Consider the following 18,290-nt stretch of genomic DNA (forward strand, 5'->3'; position numbering starts at 1 on the left):
CCGACATGCTGATCCCTCGCAGGGTCAAGCACCGCAAGCAGCACCACCCCAAGCGGAACGGCATGGCCAAGGGTGGCACCGAGCTTGCCTTCGGTGAGTACGGCATCCAGGCCCTGACCCCGGCCTACGTGACGAACCGTCAGATCGAGTCCGCTCGTATCGCCATGACGCGTCACATCAAGCGTGGTGGCAAGGTCTGGATCAACATCTACCCGGACCGTCCCCTGACGAAGAAGCCGGCCGAGACCCGCATGGGTTCCGGTAAGGGTTCTCCGGAGTGGTGGATCGCGAACGTCAAGCCCGGTCGGGTGATGTTCGAGCTGTCCTTCCCGAACGAAAAGGTCGCTCGTGAGGCGCTGACCCGCGCCGCCCACAAGCTTCCGATGAAGTGCCGCATTGTTCGGCGCGAGGCAGGTGAGTCGTGATGGCCGCTGGTATCAAGGCGACCGAGCTGCGTGAGCTGAACGACGAGGACCTCGTCGCGAAGCTCCGTGAGGCCAAGGAAGAGCTGTTCAACCTCCGCTTCCAGGCGGCGACCGGACAGCTCGAGAACCACGGTCGGCTCAAGTCCGTCCGTAAGGACATCGCCCGGATCTACACCCTGATGCGCGAGCGCGAGCTGGGCATCGAGACGGTGGAGAGCGCCTGATGAGCGAGAAGAATGTGACTGAGACGAACGAGCGCGGCTTCCGCAAGACCCGTGAGGGTCTCGTCGTCAGCGACAAGATGGACAAGACCGTCGTCGTCGCCGTCGAGGACCGCGTCAAGCACGCGCTGTACGGCAAGGTCATCCGCCGTACGAACAAGCTCAAGGCGCACGACGAGCAGAACGCTGCGGGCGTCGGCGACCGCGTCCTCCTCATGGAGACCCGGCCGCTGTCCGCGACGAAGCGCTGGCGCGTCGTCGAGATCCTCGAGAAGGCCAAGTAATTTCTGAGGGGTTCTCCCTCGGATAAGTTCCGCCAGGCTCGGCAGGGGCTCCTCGGAGCCCCTGCCGGGAACCGGCAGACGATCAGGAGATAGACGTGATCCAGCAGGAGTCGCGACTTCGCGTCGCCGACAACACTGGTGCCAAGGAGATCCTTTGCATCCGTGTTCTCGGTGGCTCGGGTCGCCGCTACGCGGGCATCGGTGACGTCATCGTCGCCACCGTCAAGGACGCGATCCCCGGTGGCAACGTGAAGAAGGGCGACGTCGTCAAGGCTGTCGTCGTTCGCACCGTCAAGGAGCGCCGCCGTCCGGACGGCTCGTACATCCGCTTTGACGAGAACGCGGCCGTCATCCTCAAGAACGACGGTGACCCCCGCGGCACCCGTATCTTCGGCCCCGTGGGCCGAGAGCTGCGCGAGAAGAAGTTCATGAAGATCGTCTCGCTCGCGCCGGAGGTGCTGTAAGCATGAAGATCAAGAAGGGCGACCTGGTTCAGGTCATCACCGGTAAGGACAAGGGCAAGCAGGGCAAGGTCATCGTGGCCATGCCCAGCGAGAACCGCGTCCTCGTCGAGGGTGTCAACCGGGTCAAGAAGCACACCAAGGCCGGCCAGACCGCCCGCGGTTCCAAGACCGGCGGCATCGTGACCACCGAGGCCCCCATCCACGTCAGCAACGTTCAGCTGGTCGTGGAGAAGGACGGCAAGAAGGTCGTCACCCGCGTCGGTTACCGCTTCGACGACAACGGCAACAAGATCCGCGTTGCCAAGCGGACGGGTGAGGACATCTGATGGCTACCACTCCGCGTCTCAAGGCGAAGTACCGCGAGGAGATCTCGGGCAAGCTGCGTGAGGAGTTCTCCTTCGAGAACGTCATGCAGGTTCCGGGCCTGACCAAGATCGTGGTCAACATGGGTGTGGGCGACGCCGCCCGCGACTCCAAGCTGATCGAGGGCGCCATCCGCGACCTCACCACGATCACCGGTCAGAAGCCGGCCGTCACCAAGGCCCGTAAGTCCATCGCGCAGTTCAAGCTGCGTGAGGGCCAGCCGATCGGTGCCCACGTCACCCTCCGTGGCGACCGCATGTGGGAGTTCCTGGACCGCACCCTGTCGCTCGCGCTGCCGCGCATCCGCGACTTCCGCGGTCTGTCCCCCAAGCAGTTCGACGGCCGGGGCAACTACACCTTCGGTCTCACGGAGCAGGTCATGTTCCACGAGATCGACCAGGACAAGATCGACCGGGTCCGGGGCATGGACATCACCGTGGTGACCACGGCGAAGAACGACGACGAGGGCCGCGCCCTGCTTCGTCACCTCGGCTTCCCCTTCAAGGAGAACTGACCGTGGCGAAGAAGTCTCTGATTGCCAAGGCCGCTCGCAAGCCGAAGTTCTCGGTTCGCGCGTACACCCGCTGCAACCGCTGCGGCCGCCCGCACTCCGTTTACCGTAAGTTCGGCCTTTGCCGCGTGTGCCTTCGTGAGATGGCTCACCGTGGCGAGCTGCCGGGCGTGACCAAGAGCTCCTGGTAACAACCCACTTGGGTTGACCAGGGCTCTCGGTAAGCATCAAGGACGGCGGGGGCCCAGCCCCGACTCGCGTAGAGTTGAAGGGTTGGGTGCCCGCCGCCCATGACCGTCTTACTACGCCGTAGGTCCCCGCGCCGCACCCGTCCCGACACTGTTCGGGGAGAGGGATGGCGCAGATAGGAAACCACGGCGAGAGAGGCCGAAGGCCAAACATGACCATGACCGATCCGATCGCAGACATGCTGACCCGTCTGCGGAACGCGAACTCGGCGTACCACGACTCCGTGGCCATGCCTGCCAGCAAGATCAAGGCGCACATCGCCGAGATCCTGCAGCAGGAGGGCTACATCGCCGGCTGGAAGGTCGAGGACGCCGAGGTCGGCAAGTCCCTCGTCATCGACCTGAAGTTCGGCCCGAACCGTGAGCGCTCCATCGCGGGCATCAAGCGGATTTCGAAGCCGGGCCTGCGGGTCTACGCAAAGTCCACCAACCTGCCGAAGGTCCTCGGCGGCCTGGGCGTGGCGATCATCTCCACGTCCCACGGTCTCCTGACCGGCCAGCAGGCGCAGAAGAAGGGCGTGGGTGGGGAAGTCCTCGCCTACGTCTGGTAATCGGGAACGGAGGAAGAGCTAATGTCGCGCATTGGCAAGCAGCCCATCCAGGTTCCCGCTGGTGTGGACGTCACCATCGAGGGCCGCACGGTCCAGGTGAAGGGCCCCAAGGGCACCCTCACCCACACCGTTGCCGCCCCCATCGAGGTCGTCAAGGGCGAGGACGGCATCCTGCAGCTGACCCGTCCGAACGACGAGCGTCAGAACAAGGCCCTGCACGGCCTGTCCCGCACGCTGGTGGCGAACATGATCACCGGCGTGACCCAGGGTTACAGCAAGAACCTCGAGATCAGCGGTGTCGGTTACCGTGTCCAGGCGAAGGGCTCCAACCTGGAGTTCGCCCTGGGCTACAGCCACCCGATCCTCGTCGAGGCCCCCGAGGGCATCACCTTCAAGGTGGAGTCCCCGACCAAGCTGTCTGTCGAGGGCATCGACAAGCAGAAGGTCGGCGAGGTCGCCGCTAACATCCGCAAGCTGCGGAAGCCCGACCCGTACAAGGCCAAGGGCGTCAAGTACGCCGGCGAGGTCATCCGCCGCAAGGTCGGAAAGGCTGGTAAGTAAGCCATGGCATACGGTGTCAAGATTGCTAAGGGCGACGCGTACAAGCGCGCCGCCAAGGCCCGCCGCCACATCCGCATCCGGAAGAACATTTCGGGTACGGCTGAGCGCCCCCGTCTCGTGGTGACGCGTACCAACCGTGGCATCACCGCTCAGGTGATCGACGACCTCAAGGGTCACACCCTGGCGTCGGCGTCCCACCTGGACGCGTCGATCCGTGGTGGCGAGGGCGACAAGGGTGCCCAGGCCAAGAAGGTTGGCGCCCTGGTCGCCGAGCGTGCCAAGGCCGCCGGTGTCGAGGCCGTCGTGTTCGACCGCGGTGGCAACCAGTACGCCGGGCGCATTGCCGCTCTGGCGGACGCCGCCCGCGAAGCCGGGCTGAAGTTCTAAGCCCCGGTTCCGGAGCTAGCGGACGTAACAGAGAGAGGTAATTCCAATGGCTGGACCCCAGCGCCGCGGAAGCGGTGCCGGTGGCGGCGAGCGGCGGGACCGGAAGGGCCGTGACGGTGGCGCTGCCGCCGAGAAGACCGCGTACGTTGAGCGCGTAGTCGCGATCAACCGCGTCGCCAAGGTTGTCAAGGGTGGTCGCCGCTTCAGCTTCACCGCGCTGGTCGTGGTGGGCGACGGTGACGGCACGGTCGGTGTCGGTTACGGCAAGGCCAAGGAAGTTCCGGCTGCCATCGCCAAGGGCGTGGAAGAGGCCAAGAAGAACTTCTTCAAGGTCCCCCGTATCCAGGGCACCGTCCCGCACCCGATCACGGGCGAGAAGGCGGCCGGTGTCGTGCTGCTCAAGCCCGCTTCCCCCGGTACCGGTGTTATCGCCGGTGGCCCGGTGCGAGCGGTGCTCGAGTGCGCGGGCATCCACGACATCCTGTCGAAGTCGCTCGGTTCTTCGAACCCGATCAACATCGTGCACGCCACGGTGGAGGCCCTCAAGGGACTGCAGCGTCCCGAGGAGATCGCCGCCCGTCGTGGTCTGCCGCTCGAGGACGTCGCCCCCGCTGCTCTGCTGCGGGCGCGTGCAGGGGCGGGTGCGTAATGGCTCGCCTCAAGGTCACGCAGGTCAAGTCCTACATCGGCAGCAAGCAGAACCACCGCGACACCCTTCGTTCGCTTGGTCTCAAGCGCATGAACGATGTGGTTGTCAAGGAGGACCGCCCCGAGATCCGCGGCATGGTGCACACCGTCCGCCACCTCGTGACGGTCGAGGAGGTCGACTGACATGGCGGAGCAGAACCCGCTGAAGGTCCACAACCTCCGTCCCGCCCCGGGCGCCAAGACCGCCAAGACCCGTGTCGGTCGTGGTGAGGCGTCGAAGGGTAAGACGGCTGGTCGCGGTACCAAGGGTACGAAGGCCCGTTACCAGGTTCCGGAGCGCTTCGAGGGTGGCCAGATGCCCCTCCACATGCGCCTCCCGAAGCTGAAGGGCTTCAAGAACCCCGCCCACAAGCAGTTCCAGGTCGTGAACCTGGACAAGCTGGCCGAGCTCTACCCGCAGGGTGGCGAGGTCACGGTGGCCGGTCTGGTCGCCAAGGGCGCTGTTCGCAAGAACGAGCTCGTCAAGGTCCTTGGCCAGGGCGAGATCTCCGTGGCGCTGCAGGTGACGGTCGACGCCGTCTCCGGCTCCGCCAAGGAGAAGATTGCCGCCGCCGGCGGCACCGTCACCGAGCTCATCTGAGTTCGTTGATCCGACAACCGGGGATGTCCCATAACGGGGCATCCCCGGTTGGTCGTTCCAAGGGGGGCATGGTCGCCGGTAAGGTGGCGTGCACTGCTGTAACGTCCGTGCGGCCTGCGTCCGTACGGACTTTGACCGATACGTATTCGTCGAACCTCAAGACCGTCACCTCTCGCGTGGCTGCGTGAGAGGCGCAGGAGGCACCGTGCTCACCGCGTTCGCCCGGGCGTTCAAGACGCCCGACCTGCGCAAGAAGCTACTGTTCACGCTGGGCATCATGGTGCTCTTCAGGCTCGGGGCGCACATCCCCGTGCCGGGCGTCGACTACCGCAACGTCCAGACGTGCCTCGACCAGGCCAAGAGCGGCCAGAGCCTTTTCGGCCTCGTGAACATGTTCAGCGGTGGTGCACTGCTGCAGGTCACGATCTTTGCGCTCGGCATCATGCCCTACATCACGGCGAGCATCATCCTGCAGCTGCTCACGGTCGTGATCCCGCGCCTGGAAGCCCTCAAGAAGGAGGGGCAGAGCGGCCAGACCAAGATCACGCAGTACACGCGTTATCTGACCGTCGCGCTCGCCGTCCTCCAGGGCACCGGCCTCGTGGCCACCGCCAGCACCGGTGCGCTCTTCGGGAGTTGCCCCGTCGGCAACCAGATCGTGCCCAACCACTCGATCTTCACCACGATCACGATGGTCGTCACGATGACCGCCGGCACCTGCCTCATCATGTGGCTCGGTGAGCTCATCACCGACCGCGGCATCGGCAACGGCATGTCGATCCTGATGTTCACCTCCATCGCGGCCGGCTTCCCGGGCGCCCTGTGGGGCATCAAGATGCAGGGCAAGCTGATGGGCGGCTGGCTGGAGTTCGGCCTGGTGATCCTCTGCGGTCTGGCCATGGTCGCGCTCGTCGTCTTCGTCGAGCAGGCTCAGCGCCGGATCCCCGTGCAGTACGCGAAGCGCATGATCGGCCGCCGTTCGTACGGCGGCACGTCCACCTACATCCCGCTGAAGGTGAACCAGGCGGGTGTGATCCCCGTCATCTTCGCCTCGTCGCTCCTCTACATCCCGGCGCTGCTGGTGCAGTTCACCGGGTCCAAGGCGGGCTGGGCGACCTGGGTGCAGTCCAACCTGGTCAAGGGCGACCACCCCGTCTACATCGTCACGTACTTCCTGCTGATCGTTTTCTTCGCCTTCTTCTACGTCGCCATCTCCTTCAACCCCGAAGAAGTTGCAGACAACATGAAGAAGTATGGTGGGTTCATCCCGGGCATCCGGGCCGGCCGACCCACCGCGGAGTATCTGAGCTACGTGCTGAACCGCATCACGTGGCCTGGCTCGCTGTACCTGGGCTTGATTGCACTGGTGCCGACCGTGGCGCTGGTCACACTCAACGCAAACCAGAACTTCCCGTTCGGGGGAACCAGCATCCTGATCATCGTGGGTGTCGGTCTGGAGACTGTGAAGCAGATCGAGAGCCAGCTTCAGCAGCGCAACTACGAAGGGTTCCTCCGCTGATGCGAATCGTCCTCGTCGGCCCGCCCGGCGCCGGCAAGGGTACGCAGGCCGCGTACCTCGCCAAGAATCTCGCGATCCCGCACATTTCCACGGGTGACCTGTTCCGGGCGAACATCAGCCAGGGCACGGAGCTCGGCCTGCAGGCCAAGTCGTACATGGACGCGGGCCAGCTGGTCCCGGACGAGGTCACCATCGGGATGGCCCGCGACCGGATGAACCAGCCGGACGCGGAGAACGGCTTCCTGCTGGACGGCTTCCCGCGGAACGTCGCCCAGGCCGAGGCCCTCGACGAGGCCCTCGAGCTGGACGGCGTGAAGCTGGACGCCGTGCTGGACCTGGAGGTCCCCGAGGACGAGGTGGTCAAGCGCATCGCCGGCCGCCGGATCTGCCGGAACGACTCCAGTCACGTCTTCCACGTCACCTACAGCCGCCCGCAGCAGGACGGCGTCTGCGACGTCTGCGGCGGCGAGCTGTACCAGCGCGACGACGACAGCGAGGAGACCGTCCGCAAGCGGCTGGAGGTCTACCACACGCAGACGGAGCCGATCATCGACTACTACAAGGCCCAGGGCCTCGTGGTGACGATCTCGGCCCTCGGCAAGGTCGCCGAGGTCACCGGGCGGGCGATGGACGCCCTTCCGGCGCGCAGCGCCTGACCCTCACGGTCTGTACACGGCCGCGGTGCCCGCAAGGGCACCGCGGCCGTAGTGTTGTTCCCGAGCCAGCGAACCGAGAGCCGAGAAAGGCACCCCACATGGTGGAGATCAAAACCCCCCAGCAGATCGCGAAGATGCGCGAGGCGGGGCTGGTCGTCGCCGCCATCCACGCGGCCACCCGGGAGGCGGCCGTTCCCGGTGCCACGACCAAGGACCTGGACGACGTCGCCCGCAAGGTGATCGCCGAGCACGGCGCGAAGTCGAACTTCCTGGGCTACGGCGGCTTCCCCGCCACCATCTGCACCTCGGTGAACGAGGTCGTCGTGCACGGCATCCCCGACACGAAGACCGTCCTGAAGGACGGCGACATCATCTCGATCGACGCCGGCGCGATCATCGACGGCTGGCACGCGGATGCGGCCTTCACGGCCTTCGTGGGTTCCGGTCACGCCCCGGAGCTGATCGAGCTCTCCCGGGTGACCGAGGAGTCCATGTGGGCCGGCATCGCCGCCGTGAAGAGCGGCAACCGCCTGGTCGACCTCTCCAAGGCCATCGAGGGCTACATCCGCCGCCAGCCGCGCCCGGCGAGCGGCAAGTACGGGATCATCGAGGACTACGGCGGCCACGGCATCGGCTCCGAGATGCACATGGACCCCCACCTGCTGAACTATGTCTCCCGCAAGCGGGGCAAGGGGCCGAAGCTGGTGCCGGGCTTCTGCATCGCCATCGAGCCGATGGTGAGCCTGGGGACGGCGAAGACGCACGTCCTCGAGGACGACTGGACGGTCCTGACGGACGACCTGACGTGGTCCTCGCACTGGGAGCACTCGATCGCGGTCACGGAGGAGGGTCCGCTGGTCCTCACCGCTCCGGACGGCGGCCGCGCGAAGCTGGCCGCGATGGGCATCACGGCGGCGCCGGACCCGCTGGCGTAGCGCCCCGCCAGGGGCGCGGGGAACTGCGCGACCAGCCGAGAACGACCCGTACGGGGCCGACGGCATCGGCCGCCCCCGGCGGGGGACCCACACAGCGGGGTGGGGCGCCGCCCACAATCCTCCGGTGAGGGGGAGTGGGTGGACGTATCACCCTCGATTAGGCTTTCCCGTTTCCCTGACGTAGACTGACGCGTCGGCTCTCGTCTATCCGCATGCCCGCGTTCCGCGCGAGGGTGCGAACACCAGAGTTGATCAAGGTAGCCGATTCGAAAGGCGAAGCGTGGCCAAGAAGCAAGGTGCCATCGAGATCGAGGGCACCGTGATCGAGTCTCTGCCGAACGCCATGTTCAAGGTGGAGCTCCAGAACGGTCACAAGGTCCTCGCGCACATCAGCGGCAAGATGCGGATGCACTACATCCGTATCCTTCCCGACGACCGGGTCGTGGTGGAGCTGTCCCCGTACGACCTGACGCGCGGCCGGATCGTCTACCGGTACAAGTAGATCTTGCCCGTAGCCCCGCCTCCCGTGGGGTGAAGGCACTGACTTCGGAGAACCTGCATCCCATGAAGGTCAAGCCGAGCGTCAAGAAGATCTGCGACAAGTGCAAGGTGATCCGCCGCCACGGCCGGGTCATGGTCATCTGCGACAACCTGCGCCACAAGCAGCGCCAGGGCTGACGCAGAACCTGCACTTCAGCAGTTTCTTCGCGCGACGCGAGCAATACGTACATACGCAGGACCCGTCCCTCTCTGTGATGGAGGGCGACACCCCCGGCTCGGAGGCCGGGGACTCGGTTCGTACCTGATACGGCGGCTGGGAGCGGTCTTGTGGAAGACCTCCGACGAGCATCTGGAGCCATTCAATGGCACGCGTTTCCGGTGTCGACATCCCGCGCGAAAAGCGCGTGGAGGTCGCACTCACCTACGTCTTCGGCATCGGCCGCACCCTGGCGAAGGAGACCCTCGCCAACACCGGTGTGAACCCGAACACCCGCGTTCGTGACCTGTCCGAGGAGGACCTGGTCAAGATCCGCGAGTACGTCGACGCCAACATCAAGACCGAGGGCGACCTGCGCCGCGAGGTCCAGGCCGACATCCGCCGCAAGGTCGAGATCGGCTGCTACCAGGGTCTGCGCCACCGTCGTGGCCTGCCCGTCCACGGCCAGCGCACCAGCACGAACGCCCGTACCCGCAAGGGCCCGCGTCGCGCCATCGCCGGCAAGAAGAAGCCGGGCAAGAAGTAGTCCTCAGCGGACGCTTGACCACGCGGTCTTCGCTGTAGGACCGACCACCTCCCGTAGGAGTAAGAGATGCCCCCCAAGGGTCGTCAGGGCGCTGCCAAGAAGGTGCGCCGCAAGGAAAAGAAGAACGTCGCTCACGGCCACGCGCACATCAAGAGCACGTTCAACAACACCATCGTTTCGATCACCGACCCCACGGGCAACGTGATCTCCTGGGCCTCCGCCGGCCACGTCGGCTTCAAGGGCTCGCGCAAGTCGACCCCGTTCGCCGCGCAGATGGCCGCCGAGTCGGCCGCGCGTCGTGCGCAGGAGCACGGCATGCGCAAGGTCGACGTCTTCGTCAAGGGTCCCGGCTCCGGCCGTGAGACCGCGATCCGCTCCCTCCAGGCCACGGGCCTCGAGGTCGGTTCGATCCAGGACGTCACCCCCACCCCGCACAACGGCTGCCGTCCGCCGAAGCGTCGCCGCGTCTGACGCGCTTCCGAAGCGGGCCCGGCGGTCGGCTGGGGGTGTGGGGGTCGCCCCCCCACATGTCGCAGTACGGCTGCCGTCCGCCGAAGCGTCGCCGCGTCTGACGCGCCGGCCGCTTCGCGGTTGCCTTGAGAGTGTGGGCGGTACGGCTCTTCGGAGCCGTGCCGCCCGTACCCTTGTAGTACCTCAGGACATCAAATAGTGGGTGTCCATGACTGAAGGATCCTTCGCATGCTGATCGCTCAGCGTCCCTCTCTGACCGAAGAGGTCGTGGACGAGTTCCGTTCCCGGTTCGTGATCGAGCCGCTGGAGCCGGGCTTCGGCTACACCCTCGGCAACTCCCTGCGTCGTACGCTCCTCTCCTCGATCCCGGGTGCGGCGGTCACGTCCATCCGCATCGACGGTGTCCTGCACGAGTTCACCACCGTGCCGGGCGTCAAGGAGGACGTCACCGACCTCATCCTGAACATCAAGCAGCTGGTCGTCTCCTCGGAGCACGACGAGCCGGTCGTGATGTACCTGCGCAAGCAGGGCCCGGGTCTGGTCACCGCCGCCGACATCGCCCCGCCGGCCGGTGTCGAGGTGCACAACCCCGACCTGGTCCTGGCGACCCTGAACGCCAAGGGCAAGCTGGAGATGGAGCTGACCGTCGAGCGCGGTCGCGGCTACGTCTCCGCCGTCCAGAACAAGCAGGTGGGCCAGGAGATCGGCCGTATCCCGGTCGACTCCATCTACTCGCCGGTTCTCAAGGTCACCTACAAGGTCGAGGCGACCCGTGTCGAGCAGCGCACCGACTTCGACAAGCTGATCGTCGACGTCGAGACCAAGCAGGCCATGCGCCCGCGCGACGCCATGGCGTCCGCCGGCAAGACCCTGGTCGAGCTGTTCGGTCTGGCCCGCGAGCTCAACATCGACGCCGAGGGCATCGACATGGGCCCGTCCCCGACGGACGCCGCCCTGGCCGCCGACCTGGCGCTGCCGATCGAGGAGCTCGAGCTCACCGTTCGGTCCTACAACTGCCTCAAGCGCGAGGGCATCCACTCGGTGGGTGAGCTCGTCGCCCGCTCCGAGGCCGACCTGCTCGACATCCGCAACTTCGGTGCGAAGTCGATCGACGAGGTCAAGGCGAAGCTGGCCGGCATGGGCCTGGCCCTCAAGGACAGCCCGCCCGGATTCGACCCGACCGCTGCCGCCGACGCGTTTGGCGCCGACGACGACGCGGACGCGGGTTTTGTGGAGACCGAGCAGTACTGACGGTCTTCGGCTGCAGGCCGGCTTCGGCTGGTCGCGCAGTTCCCCGCGCCCCTCACCGGGCGCGGGGTCTCCGACAGGCGACCGCCTGCTCGGATACTGACTCCGGTACCTGACACGGCCGGGGCAGACACCTAGGAGAAACACCATGCCGCGTCCCACCAAGGGTGCACGTCTCGGCGGCTCCGCCGCGCACGAGAAGCTGCTGCTGGCGAACCTCGCCAAGGCGCTCTTCGAGCACGGCCGCATCACGACGACCGAGGCCAAGGCCCGCCGCCTGCGCCCCGTCGCCGAGCGCCTGATCACCAAGGCGAAGAAGGGCGACATCCACAACCGTCGCCAGGTGCTGCAGACGATCACGGACAAGGGCATCGTTCACGTGCTCTTCACCGAGATCGCTCCGCGCTTCGCCGAGCGTCCGGGTGGTTACACCCGTATCACCAAGATCGGCAACCGTCGTGGCGACAACGCCCCGATGGCCGTGATCGAGCTGGTCGAGGGCGAGATCGCCAAGAAGGCGACCGTCGCCGAGGCCGAGGCCGCCACCAAGCGTGCGGTCAAGGAGTCCGAGGCTGCTGCCGAGGCTCCGGCCGAGGAGTCGAAGGACGCCTGACGCACTTCGTGTGTCAGGACGGGCCCGCCCCTTTCGGGGGGCGGGCCCGTCCCGCATTTGTGGAAGGAAACTCTGCGGTGAGTGACGAGGTGGAGCCCGGCAAGGTCCGGGTGCGGCTGGACCTGTCGTACGACGGCAAGGACTTCTCGGGCTGGGCCAAGCAGCGCGAGGGACAGCGCACGGTCCAGGGCGAGCTGGAGGACGCGATCCGGACGGTGACGCGCTCGTCCGAGACGTACGAACTGACCGTCGCCGGGCGGACGGACGCAGGGGTGCACGCCCGCGGCCAGGTCGCGCACGTCGACCTGCCGGCCGAGGTGTGGGCCGAGCATCAGGAGAAGCTGCTGCGCCGGCTGGCCGGACGGCTCCCGCACGACGTCCGCGTGTGGAAGGTCGAGGAGGCCCCGGCCGGTTTCAACGCGCGCTTCTCGGCGATCTGGCGGCGCTACGCCTACCGGGTGACGGACCATCACGGCGGTGTCGACCCGCTGCTGCGCGGTCATGTCCTGTGGCACGACTGGCCGTTGGACGTCGATGCGATGAATGCCGCTGCAGAGAAGCTCGTTGGCGAGCACGACTTCGCGGCGTACTGCAAGAAGCGCGAGGGTGCCACCACCATCCGCACGCTGCAGCAGCTGAGTTGGGTGCGGGATGCCTCCGGCGTCATCACCGCGACGGTGCGGGCCGACGCCTTCTGCCACAACATGGTGCGGTCGCTCGTGGGCGCGCTGCTGTTCGTCGGCGACGGGCACCGGCCGGTCGACTGGCCCGCCAAGGTGCTGGCGGCGCGGGTGCGGGACTCCGCGGTCCACGTCGTCCGGCCGCACGGGCTGACCCTGGAGGAGGTCGGTTACCCGGCCGACTCCGAGCTGGCGGCCCGCAACCGGGAAGCGCGCAACAAGCGGACGCTTCCCGGCAGTTCGGGCTGCTGCTAGGCGCTCCGCTGGAAGTGCGGTACTTCGGCTGCGGGTCGGTTGTGGCTGGTCGCGCAGTTCCCCGCGCCCCTTACGGGGCGCGGACCGCTCAGGCCGTCACGGAAGCGTGACGGCCAGGTCGCTCGACATCGTGAAGTACGGGTGGACGCCCGCGACCGTCGGGTAGATGTCGGTCTTGTTGCGGTCGACGATGTCCCCGACGAGCCGGCCCAGCTTGACCGGCTCGGCCCCGGGGGCGGGCAGCAGGGCCAGGTCCCAGGTCGTGCTCCCGTCGCCGCCGCGGGCCGCCTTCAGCCGCTCGTACGGGACGGTGACCCGGAACGCCGTCGCGCCGGTGACCTCGACGTCCACCGAGACCTCGGCCGCCGCCTCGGTGCGCGGGGTGCCGACGAGGACGGGCTTGCCGTCGGCGGTGAACTCGGCGCCGTGCAGGGTGCCTTCGACCGTGAACGCGTCCTCGCCGGTGCGGATGCTGCGCGCCTCGGCGTGGGCCGGGCGGTGCCAGGCGCGCAGCGCGAGGTAGCCGTCGACGGTCGGGTAGGGCACCCACCAGGTGAACGGGGCGTCCGGCAGCGGCTCCACGGTGAGCAGGCCCTTGCCCTCGGCGAGGTGGGAGACCACGCGGCGGCGGGCGTTGTCCTCCTCGCGCACGACGTGCAGATCCCAACGGCCTTCGCCCAGGCGGAGCTTGCGCCGGTCCAGGACGGCCGTCCAGGGGCCGCCCTTGCCGTCGGCCGGCGGGGTGAGCGGCACGCTGATGGGCTTGCCCTCGCGGCGGCGGGTGACGGTGAGGGTGAGCTTGTCGCCGGAGACGCCGCTGCCGTCGACGGACACCAGGATGTTGCCGTCGGCGTCGACGCGGCAGGAGGCCACGGGGCGCAGCGCCTTGCGGACGACGATGTCCTTGAGGACCTTCTTCACCGGCTGCTTCGCCTGCCTGGCCCCCTTGCTCACGGGCCGCCGGACGAGCTTGCCGAGTGCGCGGCGCAGCAACGTGCCCAGCGGCACGGATGCATTGCCGGCCCCGGACGTCCCGGTGCGCTCGCCGCGGAGGCTCTCGATGAGGTCGAGGTAGGCGTCGGCAATGCGTTCGGGGGAGTAGCGCTGGGCGGAGGCGCGGGCGGCCTCGCCCATGCGGCGGCGGAGGTCGTCGTCCTCGATCAGTTCGAGCAGGCCCTTGGCGATGGCGTCGCTGTCGCCGACGGGGACGAGGAGGCCGTCCTCGCCGTGGGTGATGATCTCGCCGGGCCCGTGCGGGCAGTCGGTGGCGACGACCGGGACGCCGCAGTGCATGGCCTCCACGATCGTCATGCCGAAGGACTCCTCGCGGGAGGTCACGGCGGCGATGGAGCCCTTGGCCCACTCGGTCTCGATGGGGGAGTGGGCGCCCATGAGCGTGACCGACTCGTTGAGCCCGAGGCGGTCGATCTGCGCGCGCAGCTTGGCCTGTTCGGGGCCGCGGCCGTAGAGGCGCAGCTTCCAGTCGGGGTGTGCGGCGGCGACGTCGACCCAGGCCTTGACGAGCAGGTCGTAGCGCTTGACGGGGATGAGCCGGCCGGCGGCGACGACGAGCTTGGCGTCGGGGTCGGCCTGTTCGACCTCGGAGGCCGGTACGCCGTTGGGCAGGCAGACGATCTTCGTCTTGGCGTCGGGGAACTGCTCCCGGTGGGTGGCCGCGTCGGCCTCGGAGACGGTGGTGTGCGCGTCCAGGTGCGGGATGGAGGCGTCCTGGTAGGCGCGGATGGCCGGCTCGTGGGTGCCGTAGATCCGGTGCTCCTGGCCGATGCGCAGGTAGCGGTCGGTGCCGAACTCGGCGAGGTACATCACCAGGCCGGGTCGGGTGGCGATGACGACGTCGGCGTCGGTGCGGGCCAGGTGTTCGGCCACGCGCTGGTCGGTGAGGGCGCTGAAGTGCGCGCCCTTGGCCTCGACCGGGGGGATGTACGCGCTCTCCTGCGCGAGCAGTTCGTGGTCGCGGTCGGCACCCTCGTCGGGGCGCTGGTCGATGAGGTTGACCAGTCTGACCCCGGGGTGGAGGGGCAGCCTCGGCGTCTTTCCGCTTCTGATGACCGACACGATCTCCACGTCGTGGCGCTCGGCAAGAGCGCTCGCGACGTTGAACGTCGAGCGGATGGTGCCGCCGATGCCGTAGGCGTTCTGCAAAAGGAAAGAGATCTTCATGGCGGTGTGTCCGCGGCGCGCTGCCGGCGCTGCGTCCGTCCTTCCCCCTGGCCCGGGTGTCGAGGTCTCCCCACCGTCGGTTAAGACCGTTGAGAGGGATTTGGGTTGCCCGGGCAGCCTACATTGTGGCTTGGGTCACGTTGCAAGGATCAGTGCCCGGGCGTCTTCGACTGCACCGACGCCGCGGCCTGTTCCTTGCCGCGGGCGTAGATGCGCCGGAACGCGTAGTCCCCCACGTCGCGGCCCGCGGCCAGGGCCTTGGTGTCGTCGGCGGTGACCGCGGTGCCGTCCGTGAAACCCGCGACGGTGAAGTACGCGTACCGCCCTTCCGTGTTCACGGAGTTGCGGCACGCCGGCCCGTGACAGAACACCGTGCCGTCCTCGCCGGGCAGCGGGGTGATGTACCCCGTGTACTGGTCCTTCGCCTTGTCTGCGGCCGCCTTGGTGTCGAAGACGGCCACCCCGACGGTCACGGCGACGCCGTTGCGCAGGTAGGTGGCCCGCAGCACCTGGCGGCAGCCGTTGTCCCCGAGGACCTGGCCCAGGCCGCCCTCGGCGGCGTTGGTGCAGTCGGCGGTGGTGTCGGTGGCGATGCGCTTGTAGGCGGAGCCGGGGCTCATCACCGGCTCGGCCTGCGGGAAGAGGCTCTGCGTGGTGATCGGCGCCTTGTCCTTGTCCGCGCCGGATATGAAGTCCCGCGGGTCCGGCGGCGACGGCGGTGCGACCGGGGCGAAGGTCGGCTCGGCGGAGGCGGGCGCACTGGGCAGCCTGCCGCTCGCGGTGTCGGCCTTGTCGCTCTTGCCCGTCATGACCACGGCGGTGGCCACGATGGCGGCCACGGCGCCCGCGCCGAGCACGCCGCCGCCGATGAGCAGGAGCTTGCGGCGCCGGCCGCGGGCGGCGGTGTCGTCGGCGAGCTGCGCCCAGTCGGGCGTGGCGGCCGGGGGGAGCGGCGGGCCGGGGAACGGGGCGGGCTGCGGTCCGGGTGGTGCGGGCGGCGGCCCCCACTGCGGAGTCGCCGGTCCGGAGCCGCCCTCGGGCCCGTACGGCCCCCCCTGCCCAAAACTCATGTCCCGCATCGTAAACCGGTTGGTCGTGGCCCGGTCGGCCGAGAGAATACGGCGTATGGGACATGTGGAGACGGCGCACCTCGAGTACTACCTCCCGGACGGCAGAGCGCTGCTCGGCGACGTCTCCTTCCGGGTCGGGGAGGGCGCCGCGGTCGCCCTGGTCGGGGCCAACGGCGCCGGCAAGACGACCCTGCTGCGGCTGATCTCCGGGGAGCTGCAGCCGCACGGCGGCACGGTCACGGTGAGCGGCGGGCTGGGCGTGATGCCGCAGTTCGTCGGGTCCGTGCGGGACGAGCGCACCGTGCGGGACCTGCTGGTCTCCGTGGCGCCGCTGCGCATCCGCGAGGCGGCGCGGGCCGTGGACGAGGCCGAGCTCGCGATGATGACGGTCGACGACGAGGCCGCACAGCTGGCCTACGCCCAGGCCCTGGCCGACTGGGCGGAGGCCCGCGGCTACGAGGCCGAGACCCTGTGGGACATCTGCACCACGGCCGCCCTCGGCGTCCCGTACGAGAAGGCCCAGTGGCGCCAGGTGCGCACCCTCTCCGGCGGCGAGCAGAAGCGGCTGGTGCTGGAGGCGCTGCTGCGCGGCCCGGAAGAGGTGCTGCTGCTGGACGAGCCGGACAACTACCTGGACGTCCCCGGCAAGCGCTGGCTGGAGGAGCGGGTGCGGGAGACGCGGAAGACGGTGCTCTTCGTGTCCCACGACCGCGAGCTGCTCGCCCGCGCCGCCGAGAAGATCATCAGCGTCGAGCCGGGCCCGGCCGGCAGCGACGTGTGGGTGCACGGCGGCGGCTTCGGCACGTACCACCAGGCGCGCAAGGAGCGCTTCGCCCGCTTCGAGGAGCTGCGCCGCCGCTGGGACGAGAAGCACGCCCAGCTGAAGAAGCTGGTGATCAGTCTGCGTGAGGCGGCGTCCGTGAGCCACGAGATGGCCTCGCGCTACGCGGCGGCCCAGACCCGGCTGCGGAAGTTCGAGGAGGCGGGTCCGCCGCCGGAGCCGCCGCGCGAGCAGGACATCCGGATGCGGCTGCGCGGCGGCCGTACCGGCGTGCGCGCGGTGACCTGCGAGAAGCTGGAGCTCACGGGCCTGATGCAGCCGTTCGACCTGGAGGTCTTCTACGGCGAGCGGGTGGCCGTCCTCGGCTCGAACGGCTCCGGGAAGTCGCACTTCCTGCGGTTGCTGGCCGGCGAGGACGTGGGGCACGGCGGGATGTGGAAGCTGGGCGCCCGGGTCGTCCCCGGCCACTTCGCCCAGACCCACGCCCGTCCCGAGCTGCAGGGCCGCACGCTCGTCGACATCCTGTGGACGGAGCACGCCAAGGACCGCGGGGGCGCGATGTCGGCGCTGCGCCGCTACGAGCTGGAGGGCCAGGGCGACCAGCGCTTCGAGCGGCTGTCGGGCGGCCAGCAGGCGCGCTTCCAGATCCTCCTGCTGGAGCTGTCCGGCTCCACGGCCCTGCTGCTGGACGAGCCGACGGACAACCTGGACCTGGAGAGCGCCGAGGCCCTCCAGGAGGGCCTGGAGGCCTACGAGGGCACGGTCCTCGCGGTCACGCACGACCGCTGGTTCGCCCGTTCCTTCGACCGGTTCCTGGTGTTCGGGGCGGACGGGCGTCTGCGGGAGGTGCCGGAGCCGGTGTGGGACGAGGCCCGGGTGGCCAGGAAGCGCTGAGGGCGTCCGGAGGGGCCTTGTGCGGGCGGTCGGCCGGTCGGCCGGTCGGCCGGGGGTCCGGGGGTTGTCCCCCGGGGTGGGCAGTCTGGTGTTCGGGGCGGACGGGCGTCTGCGGGAGGTGCCGGAGCCGGTGTGGGACGAGGCCCGGGTGGCCAGGAAGCGCTGAGGGCGTCCGGAGGGGGCTTGTGCGGGCGGTCGGCCGGTCGGCCGGGGGTCCGGGGGTTGTCCTCCGGGGTGGGCAGTCTGGTGTTCGGGGCGGACGGGCGTCTGCGGGAGGTGCCGGAGCCGGTGTGGGACGAGGCCCGGGTGGCCAGGAAGCGCTGAGGGTGTCCGGAGGGGCTTTGTGCGGGCGGTCGGCCGGTCGGCCGGGGGTCCGGGGGTTGTCCTCCGGGGTGCGCAGTCTGGTGTTCGGGGCGGACGGGCGTCTGCGGGAGGTGCCG

The 18,290-nt window shown here is 68.5% G+C and carries 26 protein-coding genes; 24 read left to right on the plus strand and 2 right to left on the minus strand.

Going from position 1 to position 18,290, the window contains the following annotated elements:
- The first annotated feature begins 5 nt into the window (after nt 1-5).
- From rplP to truA, 23 genes are all read left to right on the plus strand, one after another.
- A complete protein-coding gene (gene rplP, locus ACMATS_RS21560; protein ID WP_106677952.1) occupies nt 6-425 on the plus strand; it encodes a 50S ribosomal protein L16 in 420 nt (139 codons plus the stop codon).
- Nucleotides 425-649, plus strand: coding sequence for a 50S ribosomal protein L29 (gene rpmC / locus ACMATS_RS21565; protein WP_030368408.1), 225 nt, complete (start codon nt 425-427; stop codon nt 647-649). Before rplP ends, rpmC begins: the two co-directional genes overlap by 1 nt.
- Nucleotides 649-930, plus strand: a complete 282-nt coding sequence (gene rpsQ / locus ACMATS_RS21570) for a 30S ribosomal protein S17 (protein WP_019888756.1) — start codon at nt 649-651, stop codon at nt 928-930. Before rpmC ends, rpsQ begins: the two co-directional genes overlap by 1 nt.
- Nucleotides 931-1,025: 95 nt before the next feature.
- Nucleotides 1,026-1,394, plus strand: a complete 369-nt coding sequence (gene rplN / locus ACMATS_RS21575) for a 50S ribosomal protein L14 (RefSeq protein WP_004946682.1) — start codon at nt 1,026-1,028, stop codon at nt 1,392-1,394.
- Between the two features lie 2 nt (nt 1,395-1,396).
- Complete coding sequence (gene rplX, locus ACMATS_RS21580) at nt 1,397-1,720, plus strand: 50S ribosomal protein L24 (protein WP_120756562.1); 324 nt, start codon at nt 1,397-1,399, stop codon at nt 1,718-1,720.
- A complete protein-coding gene (gene rplE, locus ACMATS_RS21585; RefSeq protein ID WP_390780836.1) occupies nt 1,717-2,271 on the plus strand; it encodes a 50S ribosomal protein L5 in 555 nt (184 codons plus the stop codon). The genes rplX and rplE overlap by 4 nt, the downstream gene beginning before the upstream one ends.
- A gap of 2 nt (nt 2,272-2,273) precedes the next feature.
- The gene (locus ACMATS_RS21590; protein ID WP_004946670.1) at nt 2,274-2,459 is read left to right on the plus strand and encodes a type Z 30S ribosomal protein S14; all 186 of its coding nucleotides are present in this window, start codon (nt 2,274-2,276) and stop codon (nt 2,457-2,459) included.
- Between the two features lie 209 nt (nt 2,460-2,668).
- Nucleotides 2,669-3,067, plus strand: a complete 399-nt coding sequence (gene rpsH, locus ACMATS_RS21595; protein ID WP_229322121.1) for a 30S ribosomal protein S8 — start codon at nt 2,669-2,671, stop codon at nt 3,065-3,067.
- A gap of 21 nt (nt 3,068-3,088) precedes the next feature.
- Nucleotides 3,089-3,628 (plus strand): 50S ribosomal protein L6, encoded by a 540-nt coding sequence (gene rplF, locus ACMATS_RS21600; protein ID WP_390780824.1) that lies wholly within the window; start codon nt 3,089-3,091, stop codon nt 3,626-3,628.
- A gap of 3 nt (nt 3,629-3,631) precedes the next feature.
- Complete coding sequence (rplR, locus tag ACMATS_RS21605) at nt 3,632-4,015, plus strand: 50S ribosomal protein L18 (RefSeq protein WP_336413030.1); 384 nt, start codon at nt 3,632-3,634, stop codon at nt 4,013-4,015.
- Nucleotides 4,016-4,061: 46 nt separating this feature from the next.
- The gene (gene rpsE, locus ACMATS_RS21610) at nt 4,062-4,664 is read left to right on the plus strand and encodes a 30S ribosomal protein S5 (protein WP_190066381.1); all 603 of its coding nucleotides are present in this window, start codon (nt 4,062-4,064) and stop codon (nt 4,662-4,664) included.
- The gene (gene rpmD, locus ACMATS_RS21615) at nt 4,664-4,846 is read left to right on the plus strand and encodes a 50S ribosomal protein L30 (protein ID WP_086567281.1); all 183 of its coding nucleotides are present in this window, start codon (nt 4,664-4,666) and stop codon (nt 4,844-4,846) included. The genes rpsE and rpmD overlap by 1 nt, the downstream gene beginning before the upstream one ends.
- A 1-nt stretch (nt 4,847) precedes the next feature.
- Nucleotides 4,848-5,303 carry a 50S ribosomal protein L15 gene (gene rplO / locus ACMATS_RS21620; RefSeq protein ID WP_171082775.1) on the plus strand — a complete coding sequence of 152 codons (456 nt, stop codon included), beginning with the start codon at nt 4,848-4,850 and terminating at the stop codon, nt 5,301-5,303.
- Nucleotides 5,304-5,508: 205 nt separating this feature from the next.
- Nucleotides 5,509-6,822 carry a preprotein translocase subunit SecY gene (secY, locus tag ACMATS_RS21625; protein WP_414170758.1) on the plus strand — a complete coding sequence of 438 codons (1,314 nt, stop codon included), beginning with the start codon at nt 5,509-5,511 and terminating at the stop codon, nt 6,820-6,822.
- Nucleotides 6,822-7,478, plus strand: coding sequence for an adenylate kinase (locus ACMATS_RS21630; protein WP_390780825.1), 657 nt, complete (start codon nt 6,822-6,824; stop codon nt 7,476-7,478). The genes secY and ACMATS_RS21630 overlap by 1 nt, the downstream gene beginning before the upstream one ends.
- A 98-nt stretch (nt 7,479-7,576) precedes the next feature.
- Entirely contained in the window at nt 7,577-8,413 is an 837-nt protein-coding gene (map, locus tag ACMATS_RS21635; protein WP_414168754.1) for a type I methionyl aminopeptidase, read from the plus strand.
- Between the two features lie 280 nt (nt 8,414-8,693).
- On the plus strand, nt 8,694-8,915 hold the full coding sequence (infA, locus tag ACMATS_RS21640; protein ID WP_003956442.1) for a translation initiation factor IF-1: 222 nt from the start codon (nt 8,694-8,696) through the stop codon (nt 8,913-8,915).
- Nucleotides 8,916-8,977: 62 nt separating this feature from the next.
- A complete protein-coding gene (gene rpmJ, locus ACMATS_RS21645) occupies nt 8,978-9,091 on the plus strand; it encodes a 50S ribosomal protein L36 (RefSeq protein WP_003956441.1) in 114 nt (37 codons plus the stop codon).
- Nucleotides 9,092-9,276: 185 nt separating this feature from the next.
- A complete protein-coding gene (rpsM, locus tag ACMATS_RS21650) occupies nt 9,277-9,657 on the plus strand; it encodes a 30S ribosomal protein S13 (protein ID WP_171082784.1) in 381 nt (126 codons plus the stop codon).
- Between the two features lie 66 nt (nt 9,658-9,723).
- Complete coding sequence (gene rpsK, locus ACMATS_RS21655) at nt 9,724-10,128, plus strand: 30S ribosomal protein S11 (protein WP_003948617.1); 405 nt, start codon at nt 9,724-9,726, stop codon at nt 10,126-10,128.
- 228 nt (nt 10,129-10,356) lie between these two features.
- Nucleotides 10,357-11,379, plus strand: a complete 1,023-nt coding sequence (locus tag ACMATS_RS21660; RefSeq protein WP_004946635.1) for a DNA-directed RNA polymerase subunit alpha — start codon at nt 10,357-10,359, stop codon at nt 11,377-11,379.
- A gap of 145 nt (nt 11,380-11,524) precedes the next feature.
- Entirely contained in the window at nt 11,525-11,989 is a 465-nt protein-coding gene (gene rplQ / locus ACMATS_RS21665) for a 50S ribosomal protein L17 (protein WP_336413027.1), read from the plus strand.
- 77 nt (nt 11,990-12,066) lie between these two features.
- On the plus strand, nt 12,067-12,924 hold the full coding sequence (gene truA, locus ACMATS_RS21670; RefSeq protein WP_414168755.1) for a tRNA pseudouridine(38-40) synthase TruA: 858 nt from the start codon (nt 12,067-12,069) through the stop codon (nt 12,922-12,924).
- 96 nt (nt 12,925-13,020) lie between these two features.
- On the opposite strand, the gene ACMATS_RS21675 is transcribed toward truA, so the two are convergent.
- Both ACMATS_RS21675 and ACMATS_RS21680 read right to left on the minus strand, forming a co-directional pair.
- Complete coding sequence (locus ACMATS_RS21675) at nt 13,021-15,105, minus strand: glycosyltransferase (RefSeq protein WP_414168756.1); 2,085 nt, start codon at nt 15,103-15,105, stop codon at nt 13,021-13,023.
- A gap of 149 nt (nt 15,106-15,254) precedes the next feature.
- Nucleotides 15,255-16,175, minus strand: coding sequence for a hypothetical protein (locus ACMATS_RS21680; RefSeq protein WP_414168757.1), 921 nt, complete (start codon nt 16,173-16,175; stop codon nt 15,255-15,257).
- Between the two features lie 55 nt (nt 16,176-16,230).
- Here ACMATS_RS21680 and ACMATS_RS21685 point away from each other — a divergent pair, with 55 nt between their 5' ends.
- Nucleotides 16,231-17,850: an ABC-F family ATP-binding cassette domain-containing protein gene (locus tag ACMATS_RS21685; protein ID WP_414168758.1), complete on the plus strand. Its 1,620-nt coding sequence runs from the start codon at nt 16,231-16,233 to the stop codon at nt 17,848-17,850.
- Nucleotides 17,851-18,290 lie beyond the last annotated feature (440 nt).

Source organism: Streptoverticillium reticulum, from assembly GCF_047456005.1.
GTDB lineage: Bacteria > Actinomycetota > Actinomycetes > Streptomycetales > Streptomycetaceae > Streptomyces > Streptomyces reticulum.

Coding starts and splice junctions, on each gene's coding strand:
- rpmD (WP_086567281.1), top strand. CDS start 4,664: ATGGCTCGCCTCAAGGTCACGCAGGTCAAGTCCTACATCGGCAGCAAG.
- rplR (WP_336413030.1), top strand. CDS start 3,632: ATGGCATACGGTGTCAAGATTGCTAAGGGCGACGCGTACAAGCGCGCC.
- rplO (WP_171082775.1), top strand. CDS start 4,848: ATGGCGGAGCAGAACCCGCTGAAGGTCCACAACCTCCGTCCCGCCCCG.
- ACMATS_RS21680 (WP_414168757.1), bottom strand. CDS start 16,175: ATGAGTTTTGGGCAGGGGGGGCCGTACGGGCCCGAGGGCGGCTCCGGA.
- rpsQ (WP_019888756.1), top strand. CDS start 649: ATGAGCGAGAAGAATGTGACTGAGACGAACGAGCGCGGCTTCCGCAAG.
- rplX (WP_120756562.1), top strand. CDS start 1,397: ATGAAGATCAAGAAGGGCGACCTGGTTCAGGTCATCACCGGTAAGGAC.
- ACMATS_RS21630 (WP_390780825.1), top strand. CDS start 6,822: ATGCGAATCGTCCTCGTCGGCCCGCCCGGCGCCGGCAAGGGTACGCAG.
- rpmJ (WP_003956441.1), top strand. CDS start 8,978: ATGAAGGTCAAGCCGAGCGTCAAGAAGATCTGCGACAAGTGCAAGGTG.
- map (WP_414168754.1), top strand. CDS start 7,577: ATGGTGGAGATCAAAACCCCCCAGCAGATCGCGAAGATGCGCGAGGCG.
- rpsH (WP_229322121.1), top strand. CDS start 2,669: ATGACCATGACCGATCCGATCGCAGACATGCTGACCCGTCTGCGGAAC.
- rplF (WP_390780824.1), top strand. CDS start 3,089: ATGTCGCGCATTGGCAAGCAGCCCATCCAGGTTCCCGCTGGTGTGGAC.
- rpsM (WP_171082784.1), top strand. CDS start 9,277: ATGGCACGCGTTTCCGGTGTCGACATCCCGCGCGAAAAGCGCGTGGAG.
- ACMATS_RS21675 (WP_414168756.1), bottom strand. CDS start 15,105: ATGAAGATCTCTTTCCTTTTGCAGAACGCCTACGGCATCGGCGGCACC.
- rpsK (WP_003948617.1), top strand. CDS start 9,724: ATGCCCCCCAAGGGTCGTCAGGGCGCTGCCAAGAAGGTGCGCCGCAAG.
- rpmC (WP_030368408.1), top strand. CDS start 425: ATGGCCGCTGGTATCAAGGCGACCGAGCTGCGTGAGCTGAACGACGAG.
- ACMATS_RS21685 (WP_414168758.1), top strand. CDS start 16,231: ATGGGACATGTGGAGACGGCGCACCTCGAGTACTACCTCCCGGACGGC.
- rpsE (WP_190066381.1), top strand. CDS start 4,062: ATGGCTGGACCCCAGCGCCGCGGAAGCGGTGCCGGTGGCGGCGAGCGG.
- rplQ (WP_336413027.1), top strand. CDS start 11,525: ATGCCGCGTCCCACCAAGGGTGCACGTCTCGGCGGCTCCGCCGCGCAC.
- ACMATS_RS21660 (WP_004946635.1), top strand. CDS start 10,357: ATGCTGATCGCTCAGCGTCCCTCTCTGACCGAAGAGGTCGTGGACGAG.
- rplP (WP_106677952.1), top strand. CDS start 6: ATGCTGATCCCTCGCAGGGTCAAGCACCGCAAGCAGCACCACCCCAAG.